At 74.2% G+C, this 25,027-nt stretch carries 26 protein-coding genes; 9 read left to right on the forward strand and 17 right to left on the reverse strand.

What is annotated here, in order from left to right:
* Nucleotides 1-12 precede the first annotated feature (12 nt).
* A complete protein-coding gene (locus tag ABT014_RS25025) occupies nucleotides 13-501 on the reverse strand; it encodes a hypothetical protein (protein ID WP_350641366.1) in 489 nt (162 codons plus the stop codon).
* 226 nt (nucleotides 502-727) lie between these two features.
* Here ABT014_RS25025 and ABT014_RS25030 point away from each other — a divergent pair, with 226 nt between their 5' ends.
* Entirely contained in the window at nucleotides 728-1,417 is a 690-nt protein-coding gene (locus tag ABT014_RS25030; RefSeq protein ID WP_350641367.1) for a DUF5701 family protein, read from the forward strand.
* A 34-nt stretch (nucleotides 1,418-1,451) separates the two neighbouring features.
* Here the strand turns inward: ABT014_RS25030 and ABT014_RS25035 are convergent, their stop codons facing one another.
* Complete coding sequence (locus ABT014_RS25035) at nucleotides 1,452-2,177, reverse strand: SDR family oxidoreductase (protein ID WP_350641368.1); 726 nt, start codon at nucleotides 2,175-2,177, stop codon at nucleotides 1,452-1,454.
* A gap of 106 nt (nucleotides 2,178-2,283) precedes the next feature.
* Here ABT014_RS25035 and ABT014_RS25040 point away from each other — a divergent pair, with 106 nt between their 5' ends.
* On the forward strand, nucleotides 2,284-3,123 hold the full coding sequence (locus ABT014_RS25040; protein WP_350641369.1) for a LysR family transcriptional regulator: 840 nt from the start codon (nucleotides 2,284-2,286) through the stop codon (nucleotides 3,121-3,123).
* A gap of 162 nt (nucleotides 3,124-3,285) precedes the next feature.
* Nucleotides 3,286-3,915, forward strand: coding sequence for an SRPBCC family protein (locus tag ABT014_RS25045; RefSeq protein ID WP_350641371.1), 630 nt, complete (start codon nucleotides 3,286-3,288; stop codon nucleotides 3,913-3,915).
* Here the strand turns inward: ABT014_RS25045 and ABT014_RS25050 are convergent.
* From ABT014_RS25050 to ABT014_RS25090, 9 genes are all read right to left on the reverse strand, one after another.
* Nucleotides 3,912-4,733, reverse strand: coding sequence for a class I SAM-dependent methyltransferase (locus tag ABT014_RS25050; RefSeq protein WP_350641373.1), 822 nt, complete (start codon nucleotides 4,731-4,733; stop codon nucleotides 3,912-3,914). The genes ABT014_RS25045 and ABT014_RS25050 overlap by 4 nt on opposite strands.
* Before the next feature lie 2 nt (nucleotides 4,734-4,735).
* Nucleotides 4,736-5,485, reverse strand: a complete 750-nt coding sequence (locus tag ABT014_RS25055; protein ID WP_350641375.1) for an ABC transporter permease — start codon at nucleotides 5,483-5,485, stop codon at nucleotides 4,736-4,738.
* A 1-nt stretch (nucleotide 5,486) separates the two neighbouring features.
* Nucleotides 5,487-6,500, reverse strand: coding sequence for an ABC transporter ATP-binding protein (locus ABT014_RS25060; protein ID WP_350641376.1), 1,014 nt, complete (start codon nucleotides 6,498-6,500; stop codon nucleotides 5,487-5,489).
* Nucleotides 6,497-7,258 (reverse strand): CPBP family glutamic-type intramembrane protease, encoded by a 762-nt coding sequence (locus ABT014_RS25065; protein WP_350641378.1) that lies wholly within the window; start codon nucleotides 7,256-7,258, stop codon nucleotides 6,497-6,499. The genes ABT014_RS25060 and ABT014_RS25065 overlap by 4 nt, the downstream gene beginning before the upstream one ends.
* Nucleotides 7,255-7,974, reverse strand: a complete 720-nt coding sequence (locus ABT014_RS25070; RefSeq protein ID WP_350641379.1) for a CPBP family glutamic-type intramembrane protease — start codon at nucleotides 7,972-7,974, stop codon at nucleotides 7,255-7,257. The genes ABT014_RS25065 and ABT014_RS25070 overlap by 4 nt, the downstream gene beginning before the upstream one ends.
* Nucleotides 7,949-9,313 carry a YcaO-like family protein gene (locus ABT014_RS25075; protein ID WP_350641381.1) on the reverse strand — a complete coding sequence of 455 codons (1,365 nt, stop codon included), beginning with the start codon at nucleotides 9,311-9,313 and terminating at the stop codon, nucleotides 7,949-7,951. The genes ABT014_RS25070 and ABT014_RS25075 overlap by 26 nt, the downstream gene beginning before the upstream one ends.
* Nucleotides 9,310-10,398, reverse strand: coding sequence for a hypothetical protein (locus tag ABT014_RS25080; protein ID WP_350641382.1), 1,089 nt, complete (start codon nucleotides 10,396-10,398; stop codon nucleotides 9,310-9,312). Before ABT014_RS25080 ends, ABT014_RS25075 begins: the two co-directional genes overlap by 4 nt.
* 3 nt (nucleotides 10,399-10,401) lie before the next feature.
* Nucleotides 10,402-11,352 (reverse strand): SagB/ThcOx family dehydrogenase, encoded by a 951-nt coding sequence (locus ABT014_RS25085; RefSeq protein ID WP_350641383.1) that lies wholly within the window; start codon nucleotides 11,350-11,352, stop codon nucleotides 10,402-10,404.
* Nucleotides 11,353-11,800: 448 nt separating this feature from the next.
* Nucleotides 11,801-12,988 carry a branched-chain amino acid ABC transporter substrate-binding protein gene (locus ABT014_RS25090; RefSeq protein ID WP_350641384.1) on the reverse strand — a complete coding sequence of 396 codons (1,188 nt, stop codon included), beginning with the start codon at nucleotides 12,986-12,988 and terminating at the stop codon, nucleotides 11,801-11,803.
* A 774-nt stretch (nucleotides 12,989-13,762) separates the two neighbouring features.
* Here ABT014_RS25090 and ABT014_RS25095 point away from each other — a divergent pair.
* Complete coding sequence (locus ABT014_RS25095) at nucleotides 13,763-14,341, forward strand: hypothetical protein (protein ID WP_350641385.1); 579 nt, start codon at nucleotides 13,763-13,765, stop codon at nucleotides 14,339-14,341.
* Between the two features lie 57 nt (nucleotides 14,342-14,398).
* Here ABT014_RS25095 and ABT014_RS25100 read toward each other — a convergent pair whose 3' ends face one another.
* On the reverse strand, nucleotides 14,399-15,043 hold the full coding sequence (locus tag ABT014_RS25100) for a TetR/AcrR family transcriptional regulator (RefSeq protein WP_350641386.1): 645 nt from the start codon (nucleotides 15,041-15,043) through the stop codon (nucleotides 14,399-14,401).
* Nucleotides 15,044-15,163: 120 nt separating this feature from the next.
* On the opposite strand from ABT014_RS25100, the gene ABT014_RS25105 reads away from it, so the two are divergent.
* Together ABT014_RS25105 and ABT014_RS25110 are read left to right on the forward strand one after the other, a co-directional pair.
* Complete coding sequence (locus ABT014_RS25105; protein WP_350641387.1) at nucleotides 15,164-15,814, forward strand: DsbA family oxidoreductase; 651 nt, start codon at nucleotides 15,164-15,166, stop codon at nucleotides 15,812-15,814.
* 89 nt (nucleotides 15,815-15,903) lie between these two features.
* Nucleotides 15,904-16,839, forward strand: coding sequence for an NADP-dependent oxidoreductase (locus ABT014_RS25110; protein ID WP_350641388.1), 936 nt, complete (start codon nucleotides 15,904-15,906; stop codon nucleotides 16,837-16,839).
* A 1-nt stretch (nucleotide 16,840) separates the two neighbouring features.
* Here the strand turns inward: ABT014_RS25110 and ABT014_RS25115 are convergent, their stop codons facing one another.
* The 3 genes from ABT014_RS25115 to ABT014_RS25125 form a co-directional block, all read right to left on the reverse strand.
* Complete coding sequence (locus ABT014_RS25115; RefSeq protein WP_350641389.1) at nucleotides 16,841-18,004, reverse strand: Rieske 2Fe-2S domain-containing protein; 1,164 nt, start codon at nucleotides 18,002-18,004, stop codon at nucleotides 16,841-16,843.
* A gap of 161 nt (nucleotides 18,005-18,165) precedes the next feature.
* Entirely contained in the window at nucleotides 18,166-19,005 is an 840-nt protein-coding gene (locus ABT014_RS25120; protein WP_350641390.1) for an alpha/beta fold hydrolase, read from the reverse strand.
* Nucleotides 19,006-19,106: 101 nt separating this feature from the next.
* Complete coding sequence (locus tag ABT014_RS25125) at nucleotides 19,107-20,486, reverse strand: MFS transporter (RefSeq protein ID WP_350641391.1); 1,380 nt, start codon at nucleotides 20,484-20,486, stop codon at nucleotides 19,107-19,109.
* Nucleotides 20,487-20,672: 186 nt separating this feature from the next.
* Between ABT014_RS25125 and ABT014_RS25130 the strand changes: the two genes are divergently transcribed.
* On the forward strand, nucleotides 20,673-21,065 hold the full coding sequence (locus tag ABT014_RS25130) for a nuclear transport factor 2 family protein (RefSeq protein WP_350641392.1): 393 nt from the start codon (nucleotides 20,673-20,675) through the stop codon (nucleotides 21,063-21,065).
* A 35-nt stretch (nucleotides 21,066-21,100) separates the two neighbouring features.
* Here ABT014_RS25130 and ABT014_RS25135 read toward each other — a convergent pair whose 3' ends face one another.
* On the reverse strand, nucleotides 21,101-22,186 hold the full coding sequence (locus ABT014_RS25135; protein WP_350641393.1) for a vWA domain-containing protein: 1,086 nt from the start codon (nucleotides 22,184-22,186) through the stop codon (nucleotides 21,101-21,103).
* A 163-nt stretch (nucleotides 22,187-22,349) separates the two neighbouring features.
* Here ABT014_RS25135 and ABT014_RS25140 point away from each other — a divergent pair, with 163 nt between their 5' ends.
* Nucleotides 22,350-22,880, forward strand: coding sequence for a hypothetical protein (locus tag ABT014_RS25140; RefSeq protein ID WP_350641394.1), 531 nt, complete (start codon nucleotides 22,350-22,352; stop codon nucleotides 22,878-22,880).
* 93 nt (nucleotides 22,881-22,973) lie between these two features.
* Here ABT014_RS25140 and ABT014_RS25145 read toward each other — a convergent pair whose 3' ends face one another.
* Complete coding sequence (locus ABT014_RS25145; RefSeq protein WP_350641395.1) at nucleotides 22,974-23,534, reverse strand: HU family DNA-binding protein; 561 nt, start codon at nucleotides 23,532-23,534, stop codon at nucleotides 22,974-22,976.
* Nucleotides 23,535-23,922: 388 nt separating this feature from the next.
* On the opposite strand from ABT014_RS25145, the gene ABT014_RS25150 reads away from it, so the two are divergent.
* The gene (locus ABT014_RS25150; protein ID WP_350641397.1) at nucleotides 23,923-24,969 is read left to right on the forward strand and encodes a C40 family peptidase; all 1,047 of its coding nucleotides are present in this window, start codon (nucleotides 23,923-23,925) and stop codon (nucleotides 24,967-24,969) included.
* The last annotated feature ends 58 nt before the right edge of the window (nucleotides 24,970-25,027 follow it).

The following is a 25,027-nucleotide window of genomic DNA, read 5'->3' on the forward strand; positions in this document are numbered from 1 at the left end:
GGCGTCCACCGGTCAGCACCAGGCGGAGCCGTCGTGGCTCGCCCTCAGCTCGACGGTGTACCGACTGGGCGGCGACTCCTGCTCGCCCGGGACGTTGTACAGGTCCGGGAAGGACAGGGCCAGGTGGACGGTGAGGTCGCCCCGGCGACTGGTGAAACAGCTGGGTCCGCCCGGCCTCTCGCTCGGTTCGGACTGCCAGCCGGCCTCGGTGACGGCGGTCCGGAAGAAGGCGACGAGGTCCTCGCGGCCACCCGGATGGTCGTAGGTCCGGCCGGCGTAGGCGAAGCCGTCGTCCTCGTCGCACCCGTGAAAGGCCTCGTCGACCCGCACCGACCCCGGCCGGGCGACGTCCAGCACCGGGTCGTCGGCCAGCTCGTCGGCGAGGTAGGCGTCGCGCAGCGAGCAGCCTGTCATGGCGCCCGTCACCACCCAGATCCAGGCGAAGCAGGCCACGGCGCAGCCGAGCACCAGCGGGACCACGAGCGGCTTGGGTGTTCTCACAGCCGTGCAGCGTAGCGCCTTCCGGCAGGCCAGGGACGTTCCCGGCGCTCACGCCGACCACGGTCCCGTCGGCTGCCGCAGGGTGGCGCTCCACAGCTGCTCGCCGCCGGCCGTCAGGTCGGGCCGAAGGACCATCAGGGTGCCGCCGCAGGCCGCGGGCGGGAATGCCCTGGCGGCTGCGCCCGTTGCGAGGTGTTCCGTTCACGTCGCCGTCCCTGGGAGCATCGTGCCCGAACCCACCTCCGTCCCGCTTCCCGTCCTTCCGGCGCCGAGCGTTCAGGCCAAGCGGCTGATCGAGCTGGGGGTGCACGGGCTCGCCGGGCTGTCGGCCGCCGAGGTCCGCTCCTTCGCCGAGGCCGCCACGGTCCGGGCCCGCGCCGAGGCCGCCGGGGGCGGGGCCGGCGCGCTGCTGACCGTCCATCCGGGGCGCGTCCCCGCCTCCGCGCTCGCGCCGCTGCTGCGCCGCGACGGGCGGCCGGGCTTCGTCGTCGCCGACATGGCGGACGTCGACCTGTTCGCCCCGCTCGACCCGCTCGCGCTGCCCGGCTCCCCGCTCCAGCTCCTCACCGGTCCCGACCGCGGCGATCGGATGGCCGGCTGGAGCCCGAACGAGGCGCTGCCGGCCCTGGTGGCCGAGGCCCGTACCCCGTTGTTGCTCACCGAGGGCATCCACTGGCTGCTCCAGCAGCCCGACGTGCTGGAACGCAACCGCTGCTTCATGACGATCGGCTCCCGGCTGCGCAGGCCCGACGGGACCCTCGACGCCCGTACGCCCGCGATCTGGATCAGCAACGGCACCGGGCGGGACGGCCGGGAGCGCCGCAACGCCCCGAAGGTCGGCTGGTGCTGGGCGGGCAACCGGCACACCTGGCTGGGGTTCACCTCCGCGACGGGCCGTCAGGGCCTGCCCGGGTGACCTCCCGGGCTCTGGTGGCGCGCTGCCCGGGGCGTCACCAGGGCACCACTCCCCCGTCGTCGAACAGCTGGCCGGTCGGGCCGTCGTCGGGGAGGGTCGCCAGCCGGATCGCGGTCGCCGCGCCCTGCGCGGGGGTCCCGGTGCCGGTGAACCCGTTGAGGTCGGTGGCGATGTAGCCGGGGCAGGCGTTGTTGATCAGGATGCCGGTCCCGGCGAGCTCCTTGGCGTACTGGACGGTGACGGCGTTGAGGTAGGTCTTGGTCGGTGCGTACGCCCCGCTGATCCCGCCGAGGTCGACGCCGGGTGCGGTCTGCAGGGCCAGCGAGCCGACATGGCTGGACTGGTTGACGATCCGCGGGTGCGCGGAACGGCGCAGCAGCGGCAGCATCGCGTTGGTGACCCGGATAACGCCGATGACGTTGGTCTCCAGCAGCCGGCGCACGGTGGCGGGTTCGAGGGCGGAGGGCTCCTGCGGCCCGGGGTCCGCGATGCCGGCGTTGTTGACCAGCGCGTCGAGGCGGCCCGCCCGCTCCTCGACCAGCCGGGCGGCGGCGCGCACGCTCCCGTCGTCCGTCACGTCCAGGGGCACTGCGAAGGCGTCGACGCCACCGGCCCGCAGTCGCGCCACCGCCTCGGCCCCGCGCCGCTCGTCCCGGGCGCCGACGCCGACGGTCCAGCCCGCCGCGCCCAGCCCGGCCGCGATCTCGTACCCGATTCCCTTGTTCGCGCCGGTGACCAGCGCGATCGTCTTCTCGCTCATGACCATGATCCTGGACGCGGACGGGCGGCGCACCAACACCCTGGCGGCGACCCGGCGATACCCTGGCGGTATCGATCAGGCCCGCGTCCGCGGCTACCGTGCGGGTATGGAGATTCGCGAGCTGCGGTACTTCGTGGCGGTCGCCGAGGAACTGCACTTCGGCCGGGCCGCCGAGCGTCTGGGGATGGCCCAGCCGCCGCTGTCCCGCGCCATCGCCCGGCTCGAACAGCACCTCGGGGTCACGCTGCTGGAACGCACCAGCCGCAAGGTCACCCTCACCGCGGCCGGGACCGTGCTGCTGTCCGAGGCGCACGCGATCCTCGGCGCGGTGACCGCCGCCGAGCGCCGCACCCGGCAGGCCGAGGACGGCCGGCACCGGCTCGTGCTCGCCGTGAAGGCCGGCACCGGCGGCCGGCTGCTGGCCGAACTCCTCGACGCCTACGGCGCGCAGCCCGGCGCGGCCGGCGTCGACCTGCTGCTCTGCGAGGCGCACCAACACCAGGAACTCCTGCGCGGTGGCCGGGCCGACGTCGCCCTGCTCCACCTGCCCTTCGACTGCGCCGACGGGCTCGACACCGAAACCCTGGACACCGAGGGCCAGGTCGCGGTCCTGCCCGCCACGCATGCGCTCGCCGCCCGCCCGCGGCTGCTGACCGCCGATGTCACCGCACTGCCGGACCTGCCGATGGCCCGCTGGCCCGGCCCCGCGGGCGACTACCCCCAGGGGCCGGGCCCCGAGGTGCGCAACCTCACCCAGCTGTTCCAGCTGATCGCCCTGGGCCGCGCCACCGCGATCGTCCCCGCCTCCGCCGCCGCCGACCTGCGCCCGGACCTCGCCGCCGTACCGGTCCTGGACGCACCCCCCGTCACCACCGTGATCGCCTGGCCCCCGCAGAGCCGGCTGCGCCCGGTCGCCGACCTGGTCCGCGCCGCGCCCCGGCCCTGACCGGCCGTCGGACCGGCCGTCGGGCGGGCGGGCACCGACCCGGATTTGACTACAGGTCCACACGACGGTGAGAACCTGTCACGAATGCTCTTGACCATTCGCCTGCCTTCGGGTTACAACTTCTAACGAACACTTAAGTGTCTCACTCGACAGGGGAACCCGATGCCCAGCACCCGCCGCACCCTGCTCACCGTCCCGCTCGCGCTCGGACTGCTCGGCGCCGTTGCCGCGCCCGCGGGCGCCGCCGCCGCGCACTCCGGCCGTCCGGCCACCCCGCTGACCTGCCAGGGGCGCGGGGTCGACCCGCACGCCCAGGTCCGTCACCGGGCCGAGATCGTGGTCCACGCACCGCTGCGCACCGTCTGGCGGGTGCAGACCGATGTGGAGCGCTGGCCCAGCTGGCAGGCGCCGGTCCGCAGCGCCGAGCGGCTCGACGCCGGTCCGCTGCGCCGCGGTTCGGCGTTCCGGTGGACCACGCCGGTGCCTCCCAACCCGGCGGCCCCGGCCACCAGCCTGGAGATCACCTCGACGGTGCGTCAGGTGGAGCGGCAGTCCTGCATCCGGTGGACCGGCCCGGCGATCGGCGAGGGGCTGCACATCGACGGCGTCCACGTGTGGACCTTCACCGAGGTCGCGGGCGGCGTCCTGGTGCGCACCGAGGAGACCCACACCGGCCCCCAGGTCGACGCCGACGTCCCCACCGCCACCGCGATCCTCCGCCAGGGCCTGGACGCCTGGCTGCGCGACCTGAGGACCACCGCCGAGGCCCGCGCCCACGGCATCCCTCGCTAGGCTCCCCTGGCCCGCTGGGCCGCGCGCCCGAGCAGGAGCACGCTGTCGGGCAGGTGGCGGCTGGCGGCGCCGGCCCCGGTGGACGGCCGGGCCGTGGGCAGGAGTTCGAGACGCTCGCAGCGCCAGCCGGTGGTCTCGAAGACGCCGAGGTCGGGAATCCCGTGCATCGGCAGGTCCGTCCCGGCGGCGCGGGAGGCGGCCGTGAGGGTCCGGGCGGAGGCCGGGGAGAGCACGTCGCAGATCCACGCGGCGCCCGCGCCGGCCACCTGGGCCAGCTCGCCGGCGAGGGCACGGACCTCGTCCGGGCCGAGGTAGGTGAGCAGGCCCTCCGCCACCAGGAGGGTGCTCCGGCCGGCCGTGCGGGGCCGCAGCAGCCGGCTGAGGGCGGCGAGGTCGCGCAGGTCGCAGCGCAGCCGTTCGACCGGGACGCGGGCGCCGGCGGTGGGCAGCAGCCGGTCCTTGAGGTCGAGGACGGGCGCGTGGTCGACCTCGACCACCCGGCAGGACGGCGGCCAGTCGAGGCGGTGGGTGCGGGCGTCGAAACCGGCGCCGAGGTTGACGCACACCTCCCACGGCTCGGCCGCCAGCCGGTCGCGGAGCAGCCGGTCGACGGTGAGGGTGCGGGCGACCACGACGGGCGTGCCCGCGGTGTGCCGGGTGATCCGGCGCACCGGCTCCGGACAGCGGCGGGCGAAGCGTTCCGCGTACGGGTCGTTCAGGGCGCTGTCCGGATCGGCGCTGGCACCGGCCCGGGCGAGGGCGGTGAGGTAGGCGGTGGCGGGGACCTGGTCCGCGAGCGGCGGTCGGGCGGCGGCCACCGCTACTCCCACCGGAACAGCCGGACGGCGACGGCCGTGCCGAGGACGAGCACGCCGGCGAGCACCCCGAGGTCGAGGGGGACGTCGGCGGCGCCGTCCAGCCAGGCGTGCTGGAGCAGTTCGACCGCGTAGGTCGCCGGCAGCGCGTCGCTGACGTGCTTCATGGCCGAGGGGAAGATCTGCAGCGGGACGGTCGCCCCGGAGAGGAAGATCATCGGGAAGTACACCAGGTTGGCGATGGCCACCGCCGCCCGCTCGGACCGGGCGAGGGCGGCCACCACTCCCCCGATCGCGTACATCGCGAGGGCGGCGAGCAGCAGCGCCCCGACCGTGGCGGCGGTGGCCGCGGCGGAGCCGGGCAGGTGGAGGTCGAAGAACAGGTAGCCGGCGAGGACCAGCAGCAGGGCGCCGAGCAGGCTGAGCACGATGTTGACCAGCCCTTGCGCCACCAGGAAGGCGGAGGCGTCGACCGGCGTCGCGCGGAAGCGCTTGAGCACCTTGCGGTCGCGGTACTCGGCGAGGCCGAGCGGGAAGCTCATCAGCCCGGTCACGGCGACCACCAGCACCAGGTACGCGGGTACCGACATGTCGACCGTGCCCCGCCCGTCGAACTGCTCGGACGGCTCGTTGCCGTAGATGCCGCCGAACATGCAGAGCATCAGCACCGGGAAGGCCAGCGCGAAGAAGACCGGGGCGAAGTTGCGCATCATCCGCCGCCACTCGAACCGGACGATCGGCCACAGCGTCGCCATCTCAGGCCTCCAGCGTCTCGGTGGTGGCGCCGACCAGCCGCAGGTAGGCGTCCTCGAAGGTCGGGGTGCGGCGGTCGACCGCCGACGGCGGGAGCCCGTCGTCCGCGAGCAGGCGCACGATCCGGTCGTAGTCGGCGGGGAAGCTCCCGGCGAACTGCGGCCGCCCGCCCGCCCCGGGGAGCCGGGTGAGGCCGAGGCCGTCGAGCCTCCGCTCGATGCCCGCGGCCCGCTCCGGGTCGCCGTCCCGGTCCGCGCCGAGGTCGACCGTGAAGGTGGCCGGGCCCGCGTGCGACCCGGTCAACCGGGCCGGGGTGTCGAGCGCGACGAGTTCCCCGCCCTTCAGCACGCCGACCCGGCCGCACAGCGCCTCGACCTCGTCCATCGCGTGCGAGGTGAGCAGCACCGCGACGCCACGGACGGCGAGGTCCAGCACCGAGCGCCAGGTCTCCCTGCGCTGGTGCGGGTCGAGGCCGGTGGTGAGCTCATCGAGGACGACCAGGCGGACGTCGCCGATCTGGGCCAGGGCCAGGGCCAGGCGCTGGCGCATGCCGCCGGACAGCTCCGCGATCGGGCTGCGCCGGCGGTCGGCGAGCCCGAAGGCCTCCAGCAGCGCGGCCGAGGCGCCGGGGGCGCGGTAGATCGCCTCGTACAGGTCGCACAGCTCGCCGACCCGGGCCCGGCTGGGGAACTGGGACTCCTGGAGCTGCATGCCGACCAGGCGGGTGACCGCCGCGCGGTCGCGGCGAGGGTCGTGCCCGCAGACCGTGACGGTGCCGCCGCGGACCGGCCGGAGGCCGCCGACCGCCTCGACGATCGAGGTCTTGCCGGCGCCGTTCGGCCCGACCAGCCCGAACACCTCGCCGGGGCGGATCCGGAACGAGACCTCGCGGACGGCGGTGAAGGCGCCGTAGGCGACGGTCAGCCGGTCGATGTCCACCACGGCCTCGTGCGGCGGTCCGGACGCCGGTCGGGGTCCGGTCGTCCCGGGGTCCGCGGAGGGCTGGTCGGTGGTCACAGGCTGAGCCTCCCGGGGGCCGTGCGCGCTCCGGGGGCGGAGGCGGCGCTGAGGTTGGTGTAGAAGCCGGCGAACGACATGTGCAGCACCAGGGCGGGCAGCAGGACGCCGGTGGCGGTGGTGAGCAGCCCGCCGACCACACCGAGGGTGAGGCTGGAGGTGCCCAGCACGTACGCCTGGACGCGGGTGGATACCAGCGCGACCTGGCCGGCGGCGAACAGGCAGCTGCTGAACAGCAGGGCGGCCAGCGGGCCGGCGCCGAGCGCGCCGAGGCCGAGCAGGACCACGCCGCGGAAGAGCACCTCCTCGAACAGCGCCGCCAGCGCCGGGACGATCCAGCGGGCCTGCCGGGGCAGCGCGAGGATCGAGGCGATCCACTGGATGCGGGCGATCTCCCCGGGCACGTCCACCCGCGGGTCGGCGCGGTAGAGCAGCGAGACGCAGAGGATGTTGGCGCTGGAGGTGCCGAACACCGCGAGCAGCAGGGCGAGCAGCATCCCGGGCGAGGGCGCGGCGAACAGCGGGCGCAGGGCGAGCGGGGTGGCGGCCAGCAGTGCCGCCAGGGCCGCGGTGCCCAGCACCAGGTACACCGCCGTGCCGAACACGGCGAAGGCCGTCTCCGGGCGCAGCCCGGTCCGGCCGGCGAGCCACAGCGCCGTGCGCCGCCGCCGGGCCGGGTCGTCGAACGGCAGCCGGTACAGCGCGAGCCAGCCGGCGACGACGGCGGTGGCGAGCGCGGCGAAGGCGGGTGCGCTCATCCGGCGGCCTCCGGTACGCGGGCCGGGCGCGCCGCGCGCTGCTGACGGACGGCCAGCGCGTACACGGCGCCGTTCTGCGCGAGGTGCGCGACCAGCGGCACCAGCAGGCTGCCCGACACCACGGCGAGCAGACCGAAGACGGCTCCGGACAGAATCTTCTGCACCACCGCGAGGCCGCCGAAGAACAGGTGCCCGAGCGCGTACGCCAGGGCGGCCAGGGCGACCGCGATCGCGGCCGGCAGCCGGAGCCGTTCGTGCAGCAGCCCGATCCACAGGCCCCGGTAGAGCACCTCCTCGGCGGCGGCGGTGAGCAGGATCGCGGCGGCGTACCCGCTGCCCACCGGGCCGGCGCCGGGGTGCACGGCGAGCCGGGGCAGGCCCCGGCCGGCCAGCACCGCCGGGGCGGCGCCGAGCGCGAACTCCGCGCCGACCAGCGCCGCACCGATCCCCACCGCCGCGAGCAGCCAGGGCGCACCGGCCGGCCGACCGGTCAGCGCGTCCGGGACGAAGCCGCCGTCGGCGGCGACGGCCACCGCGAGCGCGGTCACCAGCAGGTACGCGGACGGGGCGCCCAGCTGCGCCCGGCGGGCGGCCCGTCCCGGGTCGGTGCCGGCCCGCGCCGCCGGGCCGAACGCCGTGGCGACGCGGACCAGTTCGGCCGGGGCGACGGTGGCCACCAGCACCAGCAGCTCAAGGGAGCGGGTGTGGGACCACATGGGTCACGCCCCCATGGCTGCGCATCCGCGGGTGGGCCTTGGGCGGGAAGCCGGGCAGGCACATGCTCAGCAGTTCGGGGACGACCGCCCTGACGACCCGCCACGGGGTGTCGGCCAGCTCCGGCGGGGTGAAGTCCAGGTAGCCGGCGTACTCGCTGACGCCCGCGAGGTCCGCCAGCAGCCGGCGGATCGCGGTGGTGTCGTCGTCCGCGTAGGACGGCAGGCCGGCGAACGGGACGCGCCCGTCCACCCGGCTCTCGACGGCGGCGAGCTTGCGTCCGGCGTCCCCGGGCGCGGCGAACCAGAGCACGTTGGTGTCCAGGTCGGTGTAGGCCGAACCGTTCTGCGCGAAATGCACGTTGGGCAGGTCGAAGACCGTGCTGAACATGCCGATGCCGAGGATCGCGGTCGCCTCGGCCGCGCCGCGCAGCAGGGCCCGTCGCGGGTCCGGGTCGGCCTGCAGCCCGAACGCGATGTACGGCAGCTTGCCGTCCCGGCGCACCAGGGTGACGCCGATGTTCGGCAGCGGCAGCTCCGGCCTGGTCAGCAGGGTCGCCCGGACCTCGTACGGGCCCTCCGGGGTGAGGGCGGCCGCCGCGAGCAGCTCGCGACCGTCGGCGTCCAGGTCGAGCAGCGGTGCCTTCGCCCCGGTGTACCAGTTGAGGATGAACGCGTCGATCTGCACGGCCTCCACCAGGGCGCCGAGCAGGGCCTTGTCGAGCGAGACGTGCGCGGCCGTCCCGGTCGAGAAGGACGGGGTGAACATCAGGTCGCCGGCGGCCTGGTTGCTGCGGAAGCCGAGGAAGACCAGCTGGGCCGGCAGGTAGACGTCCTCGCCCGGCCGGGTGAGCGAGGGGCAGGCGATCCAGGCGATCACGTCGTCCTCGGTCGGCTGCTGCGGCGAGTACCGGTGCATCATCCGGGCGATCTGCTGCTGCTGTTCGGCGTCGAAGATGCCGAACAGGTGCGGCGGGAGGCAGCGGTGGCGCGAGGACAGCGAGCGGTAGGAGGCGTACTCGATCCGGTCGGCGAACAGCGGCATCGCCATGATCGCCGCGTAGCGCTCCACCGCCTCGCCGGTGAGCCGGGTCAGCGCCTCCTCGTTGGTGGCCCCGTAGCCGGCCAGGTGGTACTGCATCTGCATGTGCGGGTCGTCGAGGGCCAGCCGGTGGTACTGCGGCATCGCCGCCGTGGCCGAGCGCTGGTACGGCTCGCCGTCGACCGCGGCGACCGAGACCAGCATGCCGGGCAGGATGCCGCCCTGGTTCCCGCCGATCCGGCCGTAGCGGGCGAGCGCGTGGGCCATCCCGGGGTGGCCGAGGATCGGGATGCCGCTCATCGGCCGCCTCCGAGCGCGTCCCGCACGTGCCGGTCGACGACGGTCCGGCTGGAGAAGTTGATCTCCCGCACGATGTCCCGGGCGACGTGCCCGCAGGCCGGACAGGTCCCGATCCGCAGCACGTCCTGCGCCTGGATCTCGTACGTCGGCAGGTAGATGCTCAGGGCCCGGCCGAGGAAGCGCGAGGTGCCGAGCGAGCGCAGCAGCACCGCCTCGTTGACCAGGTGGGCGCAGAGCAGCGACTCGACGCCGTTGGCCCCGCCGGCGCCGCCGGCGGCGGTGGCCCCGACGAAGGCGTGGTAGCCGATGTGGTCCTCGAGCCGGGCGAGCGAGCGCTGCTCGAAGCACTCCAGGCAGCCGGTGCGCGGGCTGTCGGCGCCGACCACGGTGGCGAACGGGCCGTCGACCAGGCCGACCACCACCGGCTTCTCCAGGTGGCAGGCGAGCCGGTTGAGGTTGCGCAGCGCCAGCACCGAGCCCTGCCCGAGCTGGACGACCAGCGAGTCGCAGTGCTCGACGGCGGCGCCCAGCCGCTTGAGCGCGTCCGCGGCGGCGGCGCCGCCCATGCCGGAGGTCAGATCGGCGCCGCGCAGCCCGTCCAGGAAGTCGGCCGGGAGCAGTTCCAGCGGCAGGCCGAGGCTGTGCGCCTGTGCGGCGACGTAGGCCGCGGCGCTGGGCGTATCGGCGGCGAAGGCGACCGTTGCCTCGGTGGAGCCGTCGGCGCCGTAGAGGTCGAGGTTGCCGAGCAGGGCGCGGGCCATCTCCCCGCCGCGGGCGGACGGGCGGTCGTGGGCCAGGAATCCGGCCTGGCGCAGCTCGTTGACCGCCAGGTGCAGGTTGGCCCGCTCGACGGGGGTCAGGTCGGCGGCGTCCGCGAACGTCCCGTCGGCGGGTTTGCCGGCCGCGAGGGTCTCGAACAGGGCGGTCATCGCGGCCCGCACGGCGGGCGACTCGGCCCGCAGGTCGACGTTGACCTCGGAGAAGTTCCAGATCCCCCAGCGCAGCCGCACGACGCCCGGTTCGACGGCGAGGAGGCGGACCGAGGTCGCGAGGACCACGCCCGGGTCGGAGGGTGCAAGGGTCATGGCTCAGGCCTCTCCGTGTCCGAGGAGCGTCAGGTGGACCACGTGGCGCGACGTGCCGTCGCAGCCGAGCGTCTTCTCCAGCGTCTGCTTGTCGTAGCCGCCCTGGTCGCAGCCGACCATGCCGAGCGAGGTCCGGGCCAGGTGCACGTTCTGGGAGATCCCGCCGACCTCGATCAGGGCGAACACCAGGCCGCTGTCCCCGTACTTCTGCGAGTTGGCGTACAGGTCGTAGACGTAGACCAGGGCGAAGGCGACCTTGTCGAGCTCGACGTCGGCGGTCCACAGCTGCCGGCTCAGGTCGAGCGGCTGCGGGCCGGGCCGGTACGGGAACAGGGTGTGACTGTTCGGCTGGTACTCGTACGCGCCGGGCGCGAGCCCCTTCACGTGCTGGGCGAGGACAGCGAGGCGCACCGGGTAGAGGCCGCCGCCCGAGGGCGCGTTGCGCAGTGCCACCGCCGCGCCGGCGTCCTGGGCGGTGGGGACGGGCAGGCTGCCGGAGACGCCCTGGGCGTGCCACAGCACGGTGGCCAGTTCGGTGAGCGAGGCCGGCTTGCCCGAGAAGGCCCGGCCGCTGCGGCGGGTGCCGACCGTGTCGGTGAGGCCGCTGCGCAGGCGCCGGTGCGCCGGCAGCGCGATCGCGCCGTCCTCGCGCTCCTGGAGGTCGTTGTGGGCGCTGGACAGGACGGCGTCGTGGCCGTAGAACCGCGACACACCCAGCTGCATCCCCAGGTCCCGCCCGCTGCGGCGGTGGTTGAGCAGCAGTTCCTCACCGACGAAGCCGTTCACGGCCGGGTTCCACCGGCCGCGCACCACCGACTCCGGCGCCCGCACCACCGTGGTCGCGCTGTACATCGACACGGAGGTGTGCTGCTGGCCGAAGGCCGCCACCGTCGCCAGGTGGCTGTTGCGGTTCAGGTGGTCGGAGACGGCTTCCTGCGAGTCCTTCAGTGACATCTCGGCCTTTCGCTCGACGGGAGGGTGGCGCGACGGGCGTGACGAGGCGACGCGGCACGACGGGGTGGGGCGGGGTGGTGCGTGCGGGAGGGGCGGCGGGCGCGGCGGCGGTGCCCGGGGCGGCGATCGGGCGGGGCGCGATCGGGCGGGGTCGGGCGACCCCGCCCGACCTCGGCACTACCAGCTGCAGCACGAGCTGCAGCAGCAGTTCCCGCCGCCACAGGTGGTGCTGGCTCCCGGAGCCACCTGGACGAACGCGCCACCGGTCGCGGTGCTGCCGACCTGGCTGGAGAAGCTCAACATCTTTCCCTCACCTCCAATCGAGGGTACGAAGGAGAAGGATCCGGCCCGTTGGCCGGGTCGGAGCGTAGCAGCCGCCGCAGCAGCGGGGGAACGGGTCCGCCGGTGCCAATTACCTTTGAGTAATACGTACTTGATGCACCGTCATTCAGAAGTCGCGGAGCCGGCCGATCGGCACGATGGCCGTCCAACTCCCCTTCCGGACCTGGTAGATCGATGCCACCTGGTCGCGGGAGTCACCGAACTCGTCGAAGGCCACGTCGCCCGTCACGCCGAAGAAGCTGACGTCCGGCACGGCGCCGGTGACGGCCTTGCGGAGCTCGGCGCCGGAACCCGTCCTCCCCTTGCCCTGCCGGGCCCGGCCGACCGCCTCGATCAGCGCCCAGGTGGAGTCGTAGGCGTAGGGGCCGAACGGGCCGGGCGCCTGGGCGTGCGCGGCCTGCTGGTACTCGTCCAGGAAGGTGAACGCGGAGGCGAGGCCCTCGATCGAGATGCCGGGGTTGGTGGCCAGGTCGCCTTCGGCGGACGGCCCGGCGGCCTTGAGGTACCCGTCGGTGTGCAGCCCGTCGCCGCCCGCCACCGGCGCCTTCACGCCCGCGGCCTTCAGCTGGGCCGACAGCGGGCCGCCCTCGGGGTGCTCCCCGCCGTAGTAGACGATGTCGGGGTGCGCGGCGGCGATCTGCCGCACCAGCTTGGAGAAGTCCGTGGTGCCCGGCGCGATGGTCGTGCGCAGCTGCACCGTGCCGCCGTCCTCCTCGAAGGCGGACGCGAACTCCGCGGCCAGGTTGCTGCCGTAGGCCTTGGTGTCGCTCACCACGACGGCCCGCTCGGCCTTCAGCTGGCTGCGCGCGTACCGGGCGAGCAGCGGCCCCTGCACGGCGTCGGTGGTGACGGTGCGGAAGTAGGTCGGGTACGGCCGCACCTTCCCCTTGGTGTGGTAGTCCGCGCCCCAGGTGAGCGCGGGCGCCGTGTTGGAGGGTGAGATCTCGGCGAGGTCCGCCTGGGCCAGGACCGGGGCCATGGTCAGGGCGCCGGAGGAGGTGAGCGGGCCGACCACACCCACCACCCCGGGGTCGGCCACGAACGCCTCGCCGTTGGTGCGGGCCAGCTGTTCGTTCCCCTGGTCGTCCTTGGCGTCCAGGACGAACCGCACACCCGGCACGATGTGCTTGGCGTTGGCCTTGGCGATGGCCAGTTCGGCCGAGAACTTGATGCCCAGCCCCAGTTCGGCGAGGTTGCCGGTGAGCGGGGCGTCCAGCCCGATGGTGAGCGTGGTCGTGGGTTCCCCGTCCGCACCGACGAGTGAACATCCCGACAGCAGCAGGGCGCACGCCATGCCCAGGTACGGAGCTCTGCGCGGGCCGCGCCGGGCCGGACGCGGCGGGCCTTGGACGGCGCTCGCCCCCGGGGTGGCGGCAGCGGGGTGTCCGGCCTGCGGCGGTATCGCATCCGAGGATGCGGGATCCGGCGTGGGCGATGAGGATCTGGTCAACGGCACATTCCTTGCGGAGGGTGTATGCGCCCGTCGGACCGCACCTGACCTCGGCCGACGACGCACGGAGGAACCGGCGACCCGTGGTGAACAGGGGCGACGGGCTGAGCAGTTGTCCGCGGGTGGGGCGAGCAGCGAGTGCCGGATCGAGGGGACGGGCCGGCACCGGACCGGGTGGCGCTGGGCCCCGGCGGTGCGAAGAACATCACCCGTCGGGGTCGATGGGGCGTGACCTTATCCGTCCCCTCGCGGAGCGTCAACGGAGGTCCCCGCCCACCTGCGCAGGTGCCGTCCGCGCCTGGCCCGGCCCGACCGCCGGGGCACACCGTGCGTTCGGGTCGGGGAGATTGAGGGATGATCACCGGGCTGGTAGCTTGCCGTCGACCGCGACGCCACCCCTCGGGCGCCGCCGGGAGCGACCGACCACCGGGACGGTGTGGCGGGGCGCGGCCCGGCCGTGGGCGGTGGGTCCGGCCTGCCGTTCTCGCGGGCCTCCCAGAGCCTCCGGCCCGATGCGGACCCGGCGGGCCGCCCCGCGTCACCCGGCGGCAATACGTTGGCGCCACCCGCTGTGCGTGTCGGAGAATCCGGACACACCACGAAGGGGGTAGGTCCCGGATGCCACCCGCACCACGACCGGGGACGCAAGCCCGGCCGCTGCTGATGCTCGACGTCGACGGACCGCTCAACCCGTACGTCGCCAAACCGCACCGCCGCCCCGCGGGCTACCTCACCCACCGGGTCCGGCCCGCCTCCTGGATCGCCCGGCAGCACGACCGTCCGCCCCACCGTGCCAAGCCGCTGCGGCTGTGGCTGCACCCGGACCACGGGCCCGCGCTGCTCGCCCTGCCGTTCGAGCTGGTCTGGGCGACCACCTGGAAGGACGAGGCGAACGAGCACCTCGCCCCGCTCCTCGGCCTGCCGCAACTCCCTTGGGTGGACTGGCCGTCGATGCACCACGGCGACCCGGACGACCTGCACTGGAAGACCCGCCACCTGGTGGCCTGGGCGGCGGGCCGGCCGTTCGCCTGGGTCGACGACGAGCTGACCGCACGGGACACGGACTGGATCACCGCCCACCACCCGGCCCCCGCGCTGACGCTGGCGATCGACCACCGGATCGGCCTGCGACCGGCCGACTTCGCCCTCCTCGCGGGCTGGGCCGACGGCCTCGGCGGCGCCGGAGAGCGCCGGTAACGTCCGCACGCCCGCCCCCGGCCGTCCCCGGCGGCCGGGCACTCCCGGGGGCGGCGCTCAGGACCGGGCGAGGCTCCCGGCGGCGGCCGGCTCGGGCGTCACGGCCCGGCCCGGCCCGGGCCCGGGGGTGAGCAGGGCGAAGGCGGAGTCCAGGCAGGCCTCGGTGCGGGCCGGGTCCGGGTCGGCCTTGCGCATGATCTGCAGGCCCTGGACCAGGGTGACCAGCAGGTGGGCCGCCTCGGCGGAGCCGACCGCGGGCGAGAGTTCGCCGCTGGACCGGGCCCGGTCGAGCTGGGCGGCGAAGGTCTGCTCGGCCTTGCGCAGGCTGCGCTGCGCCAGCTCGGCGACCTCCCGGTCGTTGGGCAGCAGCTCCGCGATGCTGTTGACGCTGAAGCATCCCGAGCCGCTGCAGACCGAGTCCGCCTGGAGCAGCCGTTCGAACAGCCGGCGCAGCTGCGGGAGGGCGGGGCTGCGGTCGTCGAAGGACGAGGCCAGCAGCTCGTCCTGGCGGCCGAGGTAGCGGCCGAGTGCGAGCAGGAACAGCCGGTGCTTGTCGCCGAACGCCGCGTAGATCGAGCCCTTGCCCAGGCCGAGCTCCTCCACCAGGTCGTTCATGGTGGTGGCCTCGTAGCCCTTGCGCCAGAACAGGAGCATCGCCCGGTCCAGGATCGCCTCTTCGTCGAACGTGCGCGGTCGTCCCATGGCACCCACGCTACCAACGCGGCGGGCGGAACCGGCAAGTATTTGACCCATCGGTCCAGAATTGCTAAGTTCTGGAACGCAAGGTCCAATACTCGCCCGCCGGATCCGTCAGGAGCAGTCGTGAAGGTAGAGATCTACTCGGATGTCGTGTGCCCGTGGTGCTACATCGGCAAGCGCCGTTTCGAGAAGGCTCTGGCGGCCTTCCCCGGCGCGGCCGACGTCGAGGTGGTCTACCGCCCGTTCCAGCTCAACCCGGCGGCCTCCACCGCCGGCGAGCCGTCCGCCGAGGTCTACGAGCGGAAGTTCGGACGCCCGGCGCAGAGCATCTTCGCCCCGCTGACCGAGGCGGCCGCCGCCGAGGGGATCACCTTCCGGATGGACGACGCGGTGGCCACCAACACCTTCACCGCGCACCGCCTGATCCACTTCGCCGCCCGCCACGGGCAGGACCGGCAGAGCGCGGTGAAGGAGGGCCTGCTCGCGCACTACTTCACCGACGGCGGCCACCTCGGCGACCACGCGGCCCTCACCGGGATCGCCGTGGCGGCGGGCCTGGACCGGGCCGAGGTCACCGCCTTCCTGGACTCCCAGGACGGTGTCGCCGAGGTGCGCGCCGAACTCGCCGAGGCCGCCGAACTCGGCATCGGCTCGGTGCCCACCTTCGTCTTCGACGGCCACTACGCGGTGCAGGGGGCGCAGAGCCCCGAACTGCTGCTGGAGGTCATGACGAAGATCGCTGCAGGCACCGCGGCGGAGCCCGCCGACGCCTGACGGGACCGGCCCACCGGGCCCGTCGCACCACCCTTCCCTCCACCGATGACCACCGATCGTCACCGATCACCACCCGCAAGGAATGCACCATGAAGGCAGTGACCATCACCACCTACGGCCCCGTCGCCGACGTCGTGACGCTCGCGGACGTCCCCGCCCCCGCGGTGGGCCCGCGCGACGTCCTGATCGAGGCCCGGGCCGCCGGCGTCAACCCGATCGACCACCTGATCGTCAAGGGCTTCATGCAGCCCGAGGGCCTCGACCGCACCCGCGTGCTCGGCAACGAGGTCGCCGGGGTCGTGGCCGCGGTCGGCGCCGAGGTCACCGCCTTCGCCGTCGGCGACGAGGTCTTCGCCCGGGTCGACCCCCGGGTGGGTGCGGCCTTCGCCGAGTTCGTGGCCGTCGACGCGTCCCTGGTCGCCGCCAAGCCCGCCGCGATGTCCTTCGAGGAGGCCGCCTCGCTGCCGCTGGTCGCGCTCACCGCCTGGCAGGCGCTGACCGAGCAGAGCCGGCTGAAGGCCGGCCAGCGGGTGCTGATCCACGGCGGGGCGGGCGGCGTGGGGGCCGCGGCCATCCAGATCGCCAAGCACCTCGGCGCCGAGGTCGTCACCACCGTCAGCACGGACAGCGTCGACCTGGTCCGCTCGCTCGGCGCCGACCAGGTGGTCGACTACCGCAACGAGAAGTTCGACGAGCTGGTGGCGCCGGTCGACGTGGTCCTCGACACCGTCGGCGGGGACACCCAGGACCGGTCCTTCCCGCTGCTCAAGCCGGGCGGCACGCTGGTGTCGATCGTCTTCGTCCCCGACGCGGAGGCCAAGCAGGCCCGTTGGGGCGTCGAGGCCAAGGCCTTCTTCATGCGCCCGGACGGCGCCCAGCTGGCCAGGATCGCCGATCTGGTGGCCTCCGGCGAGCTGCGGCCCGTGGTCCGCACGGTGCTCCCGCTGGAGCGGGCCGTGGACGCCCTCACCGAGGTCGAGCGCGGCCGCGCCCGGGGCCGTACGGTCCTCGCCGTCTCCTCCTGAGTCAGGGGCCGGGGCGAGGACCGGGGCGGGGACGGGTCTGCGGGGCGACCGGGTCCATCGGGACGCCGTTGCTGCGCAGGACCTCCCGCACGTCCAGGATCAGCGGGAACACCTCGTGGTTGCGGTCCTCGCCCTGCTCGTCCCAGGCCCGCTGCTCGGCCTCGACCGCCATCCGGTCCTGGGCGAACACCCGCTCCGTGAAGCGCCGGATGAGCGGCCAGGCCAGGTTCAGCACCCCGGGCACCGGCGGCTTCGCGATCATCAGCAGGCCGAAGGCGTGGCAGGTGCGCTGCTGCGCGTCCTTGGGCACGTACGCCGCCCAGAGCGAGAACGCCGGGAGCTCCGCGCCCTCGGGCACGTCCCGCAGGGTCTGGTACGGGTACTCGGTGCGGATGGTCACCACGTCGGGGCGCTCCTTGCCGCCGAACCCCTCCGCCGAGAGCAGGCCCGCACCGCGGTCCTTGCGCCCGCCGGCGGGGACGAACAGGTAGCGCGCCTCGACGAACCGCGGACCGCTCTCGTAGCCCAGCAGTTCGGGGCGGATCCGCCCCAGCACGCCCCGGTGCAGGAACTGGTGGTTCATGTCGAGCAGGTTCTCGTGCATGAACGAGTAGTGGCACCGCACGGTCCGCGAGAACGTCATGGTCCGGTGGCTGGGGGCGGCGAACTCGGGCAGCACCGGGAACGGCGCCGCCTCGGCCTTCTCCGGTTCACCGGGGAAGACGAACACCAGGCCGTACGCCTCGCGGACCGGGTACGGCCGCACCCCGCGCGGCGGCCGCTCGCACCCCTTGGGCAGGTACGGGATCTGCGAGATCCGGCCGTCCCCGCGGTACGCCCAGGCGTGGTAGCAGCAGCGCAGCACGTCGCCCTCCACCACGCCCATGCTCAGCGGCACCTGACGGTGCGCGCAGCGGTCCTCCAGGGCGTGGACCGTGCCGCTGCGGCCGCGGTACAGCGCGATCCGCTCGCCGGCGAAGACGGCGGCGAAGGTGCGCTCGCGGCGCACGTTCCGGGACAGCGCGACCGGGTACCAGTGGTCCCGGTCGATCCCGATCCGCCGCAGGTCGGCGGTGTGCTCGCGGTGGCCGGTCACCGGCTGCGGCGGGTACCCCGCCGGCTGGTCGGACCGGTGCCGGTCGGTGCCGGTCGGGGCGTCCGTCATGTGCTGCTCCCTTGCGCTCGGGCCGCGGGAACACCCTCGCCTCGGGATCACCCCGGGCCTCGGGCGGGCCGCCGGCCTCGGCGGGACTTCACCTCCTCACGGTGGACGCGGGCGCGGGCATCGGCAACCGCAGCCCCGGCCGCCGCCCCGCGCCGGGGGCGTCAGCCCGCCCGCTCGCGCAGCTCGGCGAGCGCGTCGGCGGCCTCCTCGAGGATCGAGATGTGCCCCTGTTCGGGTGACAGCCGCAGCTCGGCGCCCGGGCAGCGGCGGGCCAGCCAGGCGCTGTGCGAGGCGGGCACCACCCGGTCCCGGCCGCCGTGCAGCAGGATCGGGGCGCTCACCCCGGCCGGGTCGAAGCCCCACGGGCGGACGTAGGCCAGGTCGTCGTCGATCAGACCGCCCGGACCGGCCGCAAGCGCCGGCCCGACGACCTTGCCGAACCAGGACCACGGGCCGGCCAGCGCCGCCAGATCGGCCGGGGTGAACTCCGGGTCGTACTCCTCCCCCGACGCCTCGTGCCGCTCCTTGGCCGCCCGCCCCGCGGCCGCCGCCCGCAGCGAGGCGCCCCCGGACGCGGTCATCCCGTCGTACCAGTCCAGCCCCTGCGCGTCGTACGGCGCCAGCGAGGCGACCGCGACCGTGCCGACCACCCGCTCGGGCAGCAGCGCGGCGCAGGCCAGCGCGTGCGGGGCGCCGCCGGAGTGGCCGACCACGGCGAACCGGTCGAGGCCGAGCGCGTCGGCGACGGCCGCGGCGCAGCGCGCCCCTGACGCGATGTCGCGGTCGGGGTCGGGTGTGGACCCGCCGTAGCCGGGCCGGTCGTAGGAGACCCAGCGCAGGCCGAGCCGGTCGGCGGCGGCGAACAGCGGCTCGGGCGGGGCGCCGACGTTCGGCGTGCCGTGGTGCCACAGCACGGGCAGCCGGCCGCCCGCGCCGGGTCCGGTGTCGTACAGGTGGAGGGTGTGTCCGTCGCCGAGGTCGAGCTCGAACTCCGTGGTCATGGTGGAGAGGGTAGGGCGTGTCACCGACAGCCGCCGGGGACGGCCGGTGCCCCGGCTGCCGGGACGGCCGGTGCCTCGTCCTGCCCTTGACGGCGGGACGGCTACCCCCGGCCGGCCGGGACGCACAGCCGGGCGAGGCCGGCGGCGGTGAGGTAGGCGGCCGCGCCGACGGCCATGCTGGTGCGCAGTCCCGCGCCGTAGTCGGCCGCGGTGGCGAGCAGGGTGCCGCCGAGGGCCACGCCGGTCGCGCTGCCGAGCTGGCGGGCGGTGTTGAGGACGGCGGAGGAGGTGCCCGCGTACCCGGCCGGGGCCGCCGTCATCACGGTGCTGGTGGTGCCGGTGAGGGCGAAGGAGGTGCCGAACCCGGCCGCCATCATCGGGACCACCAGCACCGGGTAGGCGGGGTCGGGCCCGGCCGCGGCCCAGCCCGCGAGCCCGGCGGACGCCACCAGCATGCCGGTGACCACCAGCGGGCGGTGTCCGGTGCGACGGGCCAGCCGTCCGGCCAGGGCCGAGGCGAACATGGTCATCGCCACGGCCGGGAACAGCGCCAGTCCGGTGCCCAGGGCGCTGTACCCGCGCTGGTGCTGGAAGTACAGGCTGGCGGTGAACACCATGCCGTAGAAGCCGAAGTTGAACAGCAGGCCGATCGTGGCGCCGCCGCCGGTCGGGCGCGAGGCCAGCAGCCCGAGCGGGACGGCGGGGGCGCGGGCGGTGCGCTCGCGCAGCACGAAGGCGGCGGCCGCGACCGCCGCGAGGCCCGCCGCGGTGAGCACCAGGGGGTCGGTCCAGCCGCGCCGGCCGGCCTCGTTGAGGGTCGCGGTCACCAACCCGACGGCGGCCACGACGGCGGCCTGCGCGGGCAGGTCCAGCGGGCGGGCGGTGCTGCGGGGCGAGGGCGCGACGTGGCGCAGCGTCAGCGCCAGGCAGGCGGCGCCGACCGGCAGGTTGATCAGGAAGACCCACCGCCAGCCGAGGGTGGAGACCAGCAGTCCGCCCAGCAGCGGCCCGGCCGAGGCCGCCACTCCCGCCATGGCGCCCCAGAGGCCGAAGGCCCGGGACCGGGCATCCGGGTCGGGGTAGGCCTGCTGGAGCAGCGCCAGCGACCCGGGCACGATCAGCGCCGCGCCGAGGCCCTCCACCAGCCGGGCGCCGACCAGGACGACGGTGCCGGGGGCGAGTGCGCAGCCGGCCGAGGCCGCGGTGAAGACCGCCACGCCGGCGCAGAACACCCGGCGGTGCCCGAACCGGTCGCCGAGCGCGCCGCCGGTCAGCAGCAGCCCCGCGAAGACCAGGGTGTAGCCGTCGGTGATCCACTGGATGCCGGTGAGCGAGGCGCCGAGGTCGCGGCCGACCTCCGGCACGGCCACATTGATGATCGTCACGTCCAGGATGACCATGAAGTAGCCGGTGCAGACCGCCAGCAGCGGCGCCCGGCCGGCCCGCCCGCCGGCTGCGCCGGAACGTCCTGCATCCACCACGCTCGACACTCCCGGCTGGCTCCGGTCCGGACCCGGCCACCCTACGAGAGGTGCGCCGCCGGGAGCGGGAAGCACGCTGCCCGGTCGGACTCCGATACCCGATACGTGCGCGCCGCACGCTTTTGCTGCTACAGTCATATCCGTGCTCGACGCACGCAACATAGCGATCCGACCGGAGGCATCCCCATGAACCGCACCGACGTCCGCACCGCCCTCACCGACCTGCTCCTCACCCCGGGCCTGGCCCTGGAGGAGGCCGCCGAGCGGCACTTCGCCCCCGACTACCGCCAGCGCACCGACGGCGAGTGGGCCGACCGCACCGAGTTCCTCGCGCACATCGCGCACCTGCGCACCGTCGTCACCGGCGGCAGCGTCGAGGTCCACGAGGAGCTCACCGCCGGCAGCCTCTACGCCGATCGCCACACCATGACCGTCACCAAGACCGACGGCGCAACCGTCCGCATGGAGGTCTACCTGTTCGGCGAGTTCGCCCCCGACGGCCGCTTCCGCCGCATCGAGGAGACCACCCTCATGCTCGAAGGCACCGCCGCCGACCGTGACCTCGGCAGCGCCCGCTGAACCACCGTGCCCACCCGGCGCCCGGCTGCTCCCGCCTACAGCAGGACGAGCAGCTTGGTGCCGGGCACCAGCTTCCGGTTGACGGAGGTCGACTGCACGAACACGGTGTACGCCGGATTGTCGCCCGGCTTCACCGTGGCCTCCGCGGCGGGCAGGCCGAGGAGTTGGCGGGCGGCCGGGCCGGTGAACACCTTGCCCGTCATCCGGCCGGTGGCCGGGTCCTTCTCCGCCACGGCGAGCTGCTTGTTGCCCTGGATCTTCTCCCGCTTGGACAGCTCGTAGAACGCGCAACCGGTCCGGTACGCGTGCCCCGCGCCGGTGACGAACTCCCGGATGGCCAGCGGCTGGTCGACCGGGACCAGGAGGTAGCTGCCGGTGCCGAGCGCGTCCAGGTTGGCCCGCACGTCGTCGGCGCTCAGGTCCTGGCCCATGGTGAACAGGTTCCTGGTGCCGCGCACGCCCTGCTCCCGGCCGCGCAGGAAGCTCGTGGCGGCCGACTTGACGGTGCCGATGGCCTCCTCGACGCCCTGGCTGGAGTCCGCGTCCCAGATCGCGATGTTGCCGGCCGGGAAGCCGTACTCCTGGGCGGTTCGCTTGGCCAGCGAGTTCGGGACCAGGATCGCCGACGTCCAGTGCCCGGGGAGGTGGTCCATCGCGCTCTTGATCCGGTCCATCCACGAGCGCAGCACGGCGGTGCCCCGGCCGCCGCCCATCCGGACGTGCATCTGGCCGGTCTCCGAGCAGCCGGAGGCGTTCTCCGCGCCGTCGGTGACCACGACCTGGAGGAAGGCGTGCTCGCCGTACCCCTCCCAGATGTTCTTCAGGTCGTCGACCGACTTCACGGCCGCCTCGATCAGCGCCGTCGCCCCGTTGTCGACCTTGTAGAGGCCCTTCAGCGACGGCAGGTGCTTGACGTCCATGTCCCAGACCAGGTTGTGCACCTCGTGGTCGAAGGCGTACAGGCTGATCCGGGTCTCGTGACCGAGCCGGTCCGACTCCTCCTGGAGCCCCTTCACGAACTCGTCCACCACGCGGACGAGTTGCGCCTCGTGCTGGCGCATCGAACCCGACTTGTCGACCACGAGCGACACGTGGTTGACCTTGTGGCTGATGGCAGGCATGGCTGTCCCCCTGATGGTTGGCTGGTGTCCCGTCGCCCCGGGTCCGACGCCTGTGCGGCGCCCCCCTCGACGTTGACCCAAGACTACGGAGGGGCACTGACAGTCCGTCCGCCGGCGACCCCGCCGCGGTGGGGTGTCGGTGGCCGTTCCTAGGCTCACCGGTATGCCAGATGCCTTCACAGTCCTGTGGTCCCAACACGTGTGCCGTGACCTGCGCCGAGCGGGCCGGACCGGCGAGTGCCCGCCGGTCGCGTTCAGCGGCGTGCACACCTCGCTGCCCGCCTGGTCCACCGCCCGGGCCGGGGACGAGGTGTACGCGCTGCACGTCAACCGCTGCGTGGTGCACGTGGTGAGCCGGATGCGAGTGGTCGACCGGGAGCGCGGCGCCTGCTGCGGCCCCGCCGCGACCCGCTGGAGCGAGTCTCCGTTCCCCGGACACCACGACTGGTCGATGCTCGGCGGCTGCGGCGCCTCGCCGGTGCACGTCGAGTCCACGCCCGTCCGGTTCGACCAGCCGATCCCCGGTGAGCTGCTGGCCGAGCTCACCTGGCGCAACCAGCGCGGACGCACCCGCGGGCTGAAGTTCGTGGTGGACGGCCGGCTGGAGCGGTCGATCAGCCTCCAGGGTTTCTACCGCCTGACGCCCGGGTCCGCGCAGGACCTGGCCAGGATCGTGGACGGCGCCGCCGGCTGACACCCGACTCCGCTCGGCACCACGGCGGTTCGGCAGGCGGCGGGCACGCGTCCGGGCCCGGAGCGTGACGCGCCCCGGGCCCGGACGGCCGGATCAGTTGGTACTGCGGCGACCGGCCCCGGCCCGCTTGGCCGTGGCGGTCTTCCGGCCGCCCCGCGGGGCGGCCTTCTTCGCCGCCGGGGCCGTCTTCTTCGCGGTGGCCGTGGTCTTCCGGGCCGCGGTCGCCGTCTTGCGCGTGGCGGTCTTCTTGGCCGCGGCGGGAGCACCGGCGGCCCGCTTCGCCGCCGGGCGCCCGGCGGCCGGGGAACCCATGGTCTTGGACATGGTGAGCGAACCCTTGGGCGCCTTGGCGACCGACGGCCCGCTCTTGGGCAGCTTCCGCGCGCCGGACACCAGGTCCTTGAAGCCCTGGCCGGGACGGAAGCGCGGGACCGTGGTCTTCTTGACCCGGACCCGCTCACCGGTCTGCGGGTTGCGGGCGTAGCGACCGGCCCGCTCCACCGGCTCCAGCGTGCCGAAACCGGTGACCTGCACGCGATCCCCGGCCACGACGGCTCGGACCATCACGTCGAGCACCGCGTCCACGGCCTCCTCGGCGGCGGCGCGGCTCCCCAGCTGCCCGGCCACGGCCTCGACGAGTTGTCCCTTGTTCATGAGGAAGACTCCACACTTGGTTTGGGATGATTCGTACGATTTGATCCTCAACATAGGGGACATCCGGCGATCCCGCCCGCCAGGCCAGGCCGGCCACCGTCGAGGAGCGCTCGCGGCCGGTCGCGCCGGGGCGTGCTGTCCGCGGGGACGGCCGGCCTCTACCGGCGCGAGGACCTCCGCCCGGCCGCGGAGCCGCGGGAGCTCCACGCGCCGGGCGGCATCGGCCGGACACCCCCTGACGTCCAGCCAGACCGTAGGCAGGGCAGCCGGGTTCGCGGTCCGGTCGGGGTGGACGCGCGGCAGGATCTTGATTACGGTCTGGCATCGAACCGGTTTTCGGGATTAGCTCTCGTCCGAGTGCGTCCAACTGGAAGAAGGAGCTGGTCCCTTGGCCACCCACCGCCGTCCGAAGCAGCCGAGCCGCGCGCGGATATCCGTCCTGACCGGTGCCGCAGCGACCGCGGTCGCCCTCTCGGCCCAGGTGAGCGCCCACGCCGCGCCCGCCCGGCCGACCAAGGACGAGGTGCGGGCCCAGGTCGACAAGCTGCTGGAGGAGCAGGAGGCGGCGAGCGAGCGCTACAACGGTGCGAAGGAGCGGTCGGAGCAACTGCACAAGCAGACCGACCAGTTGCAGGACCAGGTGGCGCGCGGCCAGGCTCAGCTGACCGAGTTGACCGCCGGTCTCGCCGCGGTCGCCGCCGAGGAGTACCGCCAGGGCGGTGTCGACCCGTCCATGGAGCTGATGTTCTCCGCCGACCCGGACGACTACCTGGCCCGGGCCGCCGGCTTCGACCAGGCCGTCAACACCCAGGCGGACACGCTGAGGTCGCTGAAGGAGCAGCAGCGCCGGCTCGACCAGCAGAAGCAGGAGGCGGCCGCGGTGCTCGCCGAGCTGGACCGCTCCACGCAGGCCCTGAACGGCGCCAAGGACGAGGTGCAGCACAAGCTCCAGGAGGCGCAGCAGCTGCTCGGCACGCTCAGCGCGGCCGACCGCACGGCCATCCTGCGCGGCACCGACGGCGACGGCAGCACCGCCTCCCGCAGCTCGAACCGGGTCGACCCGTCCACCCTGCCGCCGGCCGCCGGCTACGCGGCGACGGCCGTGCGGGCCGCGCTCGACCAGCAGGGTGACCCGTACAAGTGGGCCGCGACCGGGCCGGACACCTTCGACTGTTCGGGCCTGATGGTCTACGCCTACGCCAAGGCCGGTGTCTCGCTGCCGCGCACCTCCCAGGAGCAGGCCACCGTCGGCACCGACGTCGGCACCGACTGGCACCAGGCCCAGCCCGGTGACCTGGTGATCTACCACAGCAACCGGAGCCACGTCGGCATGTACATCGGCAACGGGCTGGTGGTCCACGCGCCGCGCGCCGGGGACGTGGTGCGGACGATGAAGGTCGACGCCATCGCGATCTCCACCATCCGCCGGGTGTGACCCGGCCGTCCGGGCGGGGGCGTCGTACCGCACCCGTCCGGGCGGCCTCGGGCCGGCG

Origin of the sequence: Kitasatospora sp. NPDC094015, assembly GCF_040304075.1 — a bacterium.
Lineage (GTDB): Bacteria > Actinomycetota > Actinomycetes > Streptomycetales > Streptomycetaceae > Kitasatospora.

Bases quoted from the DNA above. Each gene is read 5' to 3' on its own strand.
- ABT014_RS25115 (WP_350641389.1), bottom strand. From the start codon at position 18,004: ATGACGGACGCCCCGACCGGCACCGACCGGCACCGGTCCGACCAGCCG.
- ABT014_RS25145 (WP_350641395.1), bottom strand. From the start codon at position 23,534: ATGAACAAGGGACAACTCGTCGAGGCCGTGGCCGGGCAGCTGGGGAGC.
- ABT014_RS25120 (WP_350641390.1), bottom strand. From the start codon at position 19,005: ATGACCACGGAGTTCGAGCTCGACCTCGGCGACGGACACACCCTCCAC.
- ABT014_RS25055 (WP_350641375.1), bottom strand. From the start codon at position 5,485: ATGGCGACGCTGTGGCCGATCGTCCGGTTCGAGTGGCGGCGGATGATG.
- ABT014_RS25075 (WP_350641381.1), bottom strand. From the start codon at position 9,313: ATGAGCGGCATCCCGATCCTCGGCCACCCCGGGATGGCCCACGCGCTC.
- ABT014_RS25045 (WP_350641371.1), top strand. From the start codon at position 3,286: ATGCCCAGCACCCGCCGCACCCTGCTCACCGTCCCGCTCGCGCTCGGA.
- ABT014_RS25070 (WP_350641379.1), bottom strand. From the start codon at position 7,974: ATGTGGTCCCACACCCGCTCCCTTGAGCTGCTGGTGCTGGTGGCCACC.
- ABT014_RS25100 (WP_350641386.1), bottom strand. From the start codon at position 15,043: ATGGGACGACCGCGCACGTTCGACGAAGAGGCGATCCTGGACCGGGCG.
- ABT014_RS25040 (WP_350641369.1), top strand. From the start codon at position 2,284: ATGGAGATTCGCGAGCTGCGGTACTTCGTGGCGGTCGCCGAGGAACTG.
- ABT014_RS25135 (WP_350641393.1), bottom strand. From the start codon at position 22,186: ATGCCTGCCATCAGCCACAAGGTCAACCACGTGTCGCTCGTGGTCGAC.
- ABT014_RS25110 (WP_350641388.1), top strand. From the start codon at position 15,904: ATGAAGGCAGTGACCATCACCACCTACGGCCCCGTCGCCGACGTCGTG.
- ABT014_RS25085 (WP_350641383.1), bottom strand. From the start codon at position 11,352: ATGTCACTGAAGGACTCGCAGGAAGCCGTCTCCGACCACCTGAACCGC.
- ABT014_RS25035 (WP_350641368.1), bottom strand. From the start codon at position 2,177: ATGAGCGAGAAGACGATCGCGCTGGTCACCGGCGCGAACAAGGGAATC.
- ABT014_RS25080 (WP_350641382.1), bottom strand. From the start codon at position 10,398: ATGACCCTTGCACCCTCCGACCCGGGCGTGGTCCTCGCGACCTCGGTC.
- ABT014_RS25090 (WP_350641384.1), bottom strand. From the start codon at position 12,988: ATGGCGTGCGCCCTGCTGCTGTCGGGATGTTCACTCGTCGGTGCGGAC.
- ABT014_RS25065 (WP_350641378.1), bottom strand. From the start codon at position 7,258: ATGAGCGCACCCGCCTTCGCCGCGCTCGCCACCGCCGTCGTCGCCGGC.
- ABT014_RS25140 (WP_350641394.1), top strand. From the start codon at position 22,350: ATGCCAGATGCCTTCACAGTCCTGTGGTCCCAACACGTGTGCCGTGAC.
- ABT014_RS25095 (WP_350641385.1), top strand. From the start codon at position 13,763: ATGCCACCCGCACCACGACCGGGGACGCAAGCCCGGCCGCTGCTGATG.
- ABT014_RS25130 (WP_350641392.1), top strand. From the start codon at position 20,673: ATGAACCGCACCGACGTCCGCACCGCCCTCACCGACCTGCTCCTCACC.